6 protein-coding genes are annotated in these 6223 nt (G+C 30.6%); all 6 read left to right on the top strand.

All coding sequences use genetic code 11. The features are described from left to right. The first annotated feature begins 253 nt into the window (after positions 1 to 253). The 6 genes from L8D11_RS02860 (at position 254) to L8D11_RS02885 (ending at position 6102) form a co-directional block, all read left to right on the top strand. Positions 254 to 874 (top strand): diacylglycerol/polyprenol kinase family protein, encoded by a 621-nt coding sequence (locus tag L8D11_RS02860; RefSeq protein WP_236870169.1) that lies wholly within the window; start codon positions 254 to 256, stop codon positions 872 to 874. A 72-nt stretch (positions 875 to 946) separates the two neighbouring features. Beyond that, positions 947 to 1234 (top strand): hypothetical protein, encoded by a 288-nt coding sequence (locus tag L8D11_RS02865; RefSeq protein ID WP_236870170.1) that lies wholly within the window; start codon positions 947 to 949, stop codon positions 1232 to 1234. A 23-nt stretch (positions 1235 to 1257) separates the two neighbouring features. After that, complete coding sequence (locus L8D11_RS02870) at positions 1258 to 4380, top strand: efflux RND transporter permease subunit (RefSeq protein WP_236870171.1); 3123 nt, start codon at positions 1258 to 1260, stop codon at positions 4378 to 4380. Further along, the gene (locus tag L8D11_RS02875) at positions 4367 to 5557 is read left to right on the top strand and encodes an FAD-dependent monooxygenase (protein ID WP_236870172.1); all 1191 of its coding nucleotides are present in this window, start codon (positions 4367 to 4369) and stop codon (positions 5555 to 5557) included. Before L8D11_RS02870 ends, L8D11_RS02875 begins: the two co-directional genes overlap by 14 nt. Further along, positions 5535 to 5867, top strand: a complete 333-nt coding sequence (locus L8D11_RS02880) for a BolA family protein (protein ID WP_236870173.1) — start codon at positions 5535 to 5537, stop codon at positions 5865 to 5867. Before L8D11_RS02875 ends, L8D11_RS02880 begins: the two co-directional genes overlap by 23 nt. Beyond that, positions 5827 to 6102 (top strand): hypothetical protein, encoded by a 276-nt coding sequence (locus L8D11_RS02885; RefSeq protein WP_236870174.1) that lies wholly within the window; start codon positions 5827 to 5829, stop codon positions 6100 to 6102. The genes L8D11_RS02880 and L8D11_RS02885 overlap by 41 nt, the downstream gene beginning before the upstream one ends. Positions 6103 to 6223 lie beyond the last annotated feature (121 nt).

A 6223-nucleotide genomic window follows, 5' to 3' on the forward strand; every position in this document is an offset into this window, starting at 1 on the left:
ATCCAAAGAGAGAATTTTCAAAAAGCTAAATTTATTTGGGATGAAGCTATCCAAGAGATAGCTGCTGCCTAAAATTTAAGGGTCAGGGTTGTGTTGCGGCCATATTTCCATTAACTTGACGGTGCCTCAGACGCGTATTAAATTTTTTTTTATTTATTTTTCTGGTAATTATGAATAGTATCAGCACCACAAAAGGTATGAAGCTTAACATGAATAAAACTAACACGACAGTGAACATAATCTATTTAAATAAATGAAACATAAAAATAACTCGCCTCTATCGATTGAAATTTACAGAAAAAGTATCCATCTCATTGGCCTAATATTTCCAGTAATTTATCATTATTATGATAAAGAGACAATTACAATAATCAGTTTATTCCTTTTGGCTATTTCTTTTATCATTGATAAATTAAGAATTAAATTCGATTTACTAGAGCACAAATTTTTTAAAAAAATAGGCCTCGCCCAAATATACAGAGATCATGAAAAGGAAAATTATTCAGCGTTAACTTTTGCTTTAATTGGTATGAGTATATGCTTATTTATATCATCAAAGCCTGTTTTTAATCTTGCAATTTCTATTTTAATATTATCAGATACTATGGCTGCTATAATTGGTATCTTATATGGTAAAATAAAAATAAATGGAAAAAGTCTTGAGGGTAGCTTGGCTTTTTTTACCACCTCCTGCATTTTAAGCTTATTAATTGTAAAAATCTACAATTTGGATACAAATTTTTTAGTAGCTTCATTTTTTGCATCACTTATAGCTACAATTGTTGAATTATATTCAAAAAATTCTAAAATCAACGATAATATGACTATACCTATTACAGTTTGTATAGTAATGAATTTTATAGGAAATTATTAACCACGAACTAGTTGAAGTTGTTTTTTTGATATAAAAAGTCTACTATGTTGCAAGTGAATAATAGTGCGATAAATGATAACATATAAGAGTAAAATTATTACGTATTTGTCCTGGGCGTTGATTGCGTATCTTCTTTTGCAAAAATATACTGAATATAAAAATAAACCAAAATATATTGAGCAGGAAGAAATGCCTAAAGTTAGGTCTGATGATGGAAGGACAAAATATAAAATTAAAATTGATGAAGACAAAAAGTATGACGATTTTAGTTTAGTAGAAAAATTTGTCTACAAAATTGTGAAAAATGATCTTACACTCGCAGTGAGAAAAGAAATTGAATCTACAAAATCACAAAAATAGATAGCAAAATTTGATTACTTATTATGGAAAATATAATTAAATTATTTACCCTAAGAAAAAGAGCAACAATTTTATTGTTGTTTGTGTTGGTTCTTTGTGGGTATTTTTCGTATATTGCGATACCTAAGGAGGACAGCCCAGATGTAAAAATACCGATTATTTATATGGTGATAACTCATCAGGGTATTTCTCCAACTGATTCTCAAAAATTACTTCTTAAGCCTATGGAAATGTCTTTAAGAAATATATCAGGAATTAAAGAATTAAAGTCATATGCTTATGAGGGGAGTGGTGTAATTTTGATCACATTTCATGCAGGATTTGATAGCGATAAAGCATTAAGCGATGTGAGAGCAAAAGTCAATGATACTGAGCATGAATTACCTAAGAATACGGATAAGCCTGTAATAAAAGAAATCAATTTAAGTTTGATGCCTGTTTTAAATGTAATTTTGACTGGAGAAATACCCGAAGAAAGCCTGATTGCGATAGCGAGAAAATTAAGGGATAAAGTTGAGAACGTACAAGATGTGTTGAGCGTTAATATCAGCGGTGACAGAACAGATGTTGTAGAAATAGTAGTTGAACCTGAAACGCTGGAATTTTATGGATTCAGCTTATCGCAAATAGGCCAAATGATAGCTGGGAATAACTCGCTGGTTGCTATAGGAAAAGTTAAAAATGAAGGGGGAACTTTTTCTGTTAAGATTCCAAGCACAATAGAGTCTGTAAATGAGCTATATAATTTTCCAATATTTTCTGATGGTAGTAAGGTAATTAAGTTAAAAGATATAGCAAAAATTAAAAAAACTTACAAAGATCCAGAATATATAGCTAGAGTTAATGGGAAGCCAGCAATTGTTTTGGAAGTATCAAAAAGAACTGGAGCTAATATTATTTCCACGGTTACAGAAGTAAAAAAAATAATTACTGATCAAAAAATTTACTTACCAAACAATCTTGATATTATTTATTCTCAAGATCAGTCAGAGAATATTATAGACATGGTGGATGATCTAGAAAATGGAATATTACTAGCAGTAATATTGGTGACTATAGTTGTTATTTTTTCAGTTGGAGGAAGATCTGCATTATTGATAGCGCTATCTATCCCCTCTTCTTTTTTGGTAGGAATATTGGTATTGGAGATTTCTGGATACACCCTTAATGTCGTTGTATTGTTTAGTTTGATACTTACGGTTGGAATGATAGTGGATGATGCAATAGTTGTTAGTGAATATGCTGATAGAAAAATTATTGAAGGTATGGATATAAAAGTCGCCTTTATTCATTCTGCCACCAGAATGTTTTGGCCTATTGTTACATCAACTCTTGTGAAAATTGTGGTATTTATGCCTTTATTATTTTGGCCTGGTGTAATAGGGCAATTTATGAAGTATATGCCAATTACTGTCATAATAATACTCACAAATTCTCTGCTATTTGCATTATTTTTTCAACCATCAATGGGGCCATTATTTGGAAAACCCAAGGAATTTGATATTAAAACTATAAATTCCATGAAAGCTGCTGAAGAGGGTGATATTAATAATCTTAAAGGTTTATCAAAAAAATATCATGATTTATTGGAAAGAGTATTAAATAAACCTAAGACATTTATATTGTCAGGTTTCATCGTTTTAATTTCTGTATACGTATTTTTTGGTATATTAGGTACAGGAGTAGAGTTTTTTCCAAAAATTGAACCAGAAAACGCAGTGGTGGCGATTAAGGCTGGTGGCGATTTATCACTAGAAGAGAGAGATAAAATAGCTAAATCTGTTGAAAAGAAGATTATAAATATGACATCTGATATTAAAGTATTTTACACAAAAAGCGGGGATTTTGATAGAGATAATTCTATTCCACAGAATACTATAGCAACAATACAATTAGAACTTGCTAATTGGAAAACTAGGAGAAAAGCAGATGCTATATTTAAGGATATTAGAGAAAGACTATCTGGAATTGATGGTGTAGAGATAGAAATTTTAGAACAAAGTAATGGGCCCTCACAGACTAAACCAGTTTCTGTTAATTTTAGCTCAAGAGATTTTGATCAGGTGCCAAAATTTGTTAATAAAGTTGAATTAGCTATGGAGCAAATGGGTGATTTTAAAGATATTGAAGATACGAGTTCTGCTCCCGGCATTGATTGGAAAATAGATATCGACAGAGAGTTAGCAACAATTTTTAAACTTAATGCTAGAGAAGTGGGTGATAATCTGCTTTTATTTACTGGTGGATTTAAAGTATCTAGTTTTAGGCCAGACTATTCTGATGACGAAGTAGATATAGTGTTAAGGTTAAATCCAGAAAGCAGGAACATTAACGAAATTGATAAATTTAAAATTGTCAATAAAGATAATAAGCGGATTCCCATAACAAATTTTGCAACTAGAAAAGCGACAGATAAAATTAATAGGATAAATAGGGTGGATAGACGCAGTGTAATTACAATCAAGGCAGATGTGCAAAAGGGTGTTTTAGTAGACGATAAAATAAAAGAGCTTAACGAATGGTTAAGCAAAAATACAGAAGAGGGTATTGATTATGAATTTAAAGGTGAAAGCGAAGATCAAAAAGAGTCATCGGATTTTTTAGGAAAGGCATTTTTACAGGCTTTAATTATGATGTTCATGATAATGTTGGTACAATTTAACTCATTTTATCATACTATAGTTGTTATGAGTGCTGTATTTTTATCTACAGTTGGTGTATTGCTTGGCTTGATAATAACATGGCAACCCTTTGGTATAGTAATGTGTGGAATTGGAGTTATTGCATTATCGGGAATAGTATTAAACAATAATATATTATTTATTGATACTTATCAGTATTTAAGAAAAAATGGGCATGATGTTAGAGATTCAATAATTAGAGCGGGTATTCAAAGAGTAAGGCCAATATTGTTAACAGCTACCACTGCGATACTTGGGTTATTACCAATGATTTTTGGTTTGACAATTAATTTTTTCACTCGCGAAATTACATATGACGCTCCTTCAAGTCAATGGTGGCGCCAACTTTCAACCTCAATAGCGGGTGGGTTAGCATTTGCCACAATTTTGACATTGTTTTTTACTCCATGCTTGTTACTTATAGGAAAAAGGTTTGATCCATTTAATAAACATGAAAAAGACTGAATTTGACATTATTATCAGTGGAGCAGGATATATAGGCATGTCTCTTGCCTGCTTATTGGCAAAACAGGATTTGAAAATTGCTGTTATAGATAATGATGAGACTTATAAAGATGCTAATTTAAAGTCAAAATTTCCAAGTAGAATATTTGCTATTGCTTCAGCATCTATGGAAATTTTTAAGAATATTGGTATAGCAGATCACATAACAAGCAATGCTCAGGCGATAAATCAAATTTTAATTGAAGATTGTGAAAATAATGAAAATCTTATTTTTGATCCAGATGATTTAAGCTTGCAAAATTTTGGCTTTATGGTTGATGAGACAGACATATTAAGATCATTAAATGAAGAGGTAAAAAAGCATAAAAATATAAAGATTTATGCAAAGCATGAAATTACCCAAGTTCTAAATCATCCATACAACATAGAAATAAGACTTTCAAAAGCCAAAACTTTAACTTCTAAATTGTTAGTAGTGACTGAGGGTAAAAATTCCAAAACAAGGGAATTGATTGGGATAAAAACAAAGCGAATGAGTTATAAACAAGATGCTATTGTTTTTGATTTAAAGCACGAATTTAACCATCAGGGCATAGCAGTAGAAAAATTTTTAAAAGCTGGTCCTTTTGCTATATTACCTAAAAAAGGTGGATATGAATCATGCATTGTGTGGACTGATCAAAGTGGAGTTGGCAAAATACTATCATTGATGTCAAGAGATGACCTAGAATATCTGGTAAAAAGCAAATTGGGAGGTGAATTAGGAAATATTGAAATTGTATCAGATGTAATATATTTTCCTCTTAATTTAGTATATGCACAATCATATGTGAAGGGCAGGGTTGTTCTTTGTGGGGACGCAATGCATAGCATTCATCCAATAGCGGGGCAGGGGTTGAATTTAGGGTTAAGAGATGTACAATTAATAGAAGAGTTAATAAAAGAGAATATAGGGCTGGGTCTGGATATTTATTCAAGTAATTTATTGAATCAATATAGCAAAAAAAGAGAATTTGATGTTAATTTAATGATTAATAGCACTCATAATATCAATAAAATATTTTCCTCTAATTGGATTTCAGCTAGGATTTTGCGCAAATATGGACTTAAAGTTATTAACAATTTTAATCCGCTTAAAAAATATATAATGAGTTATGCGTCAGGCTACAAAAATTAATATTAAAGATCAAATTGAAAATAAGCTAAGAGAAAATCTTGATGTTAGTTTTCTTAATTTAAAAGATGAATCTTATTTGCATGCTAATCATAATGAGGAAGCAAAAGCAGGAGGTACACACTTTTCATTAACGATTGTTGCAAGAGATTTTGATTGTGTTGGTTTATTGGGTAGACATAAGATTATAAATCAAATATTAAAAGATGAGTTTAAAATTATTCATGCCTTAAAGATAAAGGCGTACAATGGGAAGGAGTATATAGATAAGAATGTCATGCAAAAAGCATGTCTTCAAAACAAAAATAATTAAGGAATATGATATTAGGGGGGAGTTTAAAAAAGATTTAGCTGAAAGTGATGCGTATTTTTTAGGTTGTAGTTTAGGGACATATATAAAAAATAAAGCCATAAAATCAAAAATATGTATTGGTTATGACGGCAGAAAAAGTTCACCAATGTTAAAAAATAGTCTTATTGAAGGATTTTTAGATGTTGGATTGGATACGCTAAATTTAGGGTTAATTGCCACTCCAATACTGTATTAAGACCATTGCATAATAGGCAGAAAGAAACATATATGATAGAATGAAAAGATAAGTACATACGAAAGAGGAGGCAAAATGTCATTTTTAGTAAGAGAAGCAGAAGAACGTATAGAGAAGAGTA

The organism is Candidatus Bandiella numerosa (assembly GCF_021811875.1).
GTDB classification, from domain to species: domain Bacteria; phylum Pseudomonadota; class Alphaproteobacteria; order Rickettsiales; family Midichloriaceae; genus Aquirickettsia; species Aquirickettsia numerosa_A.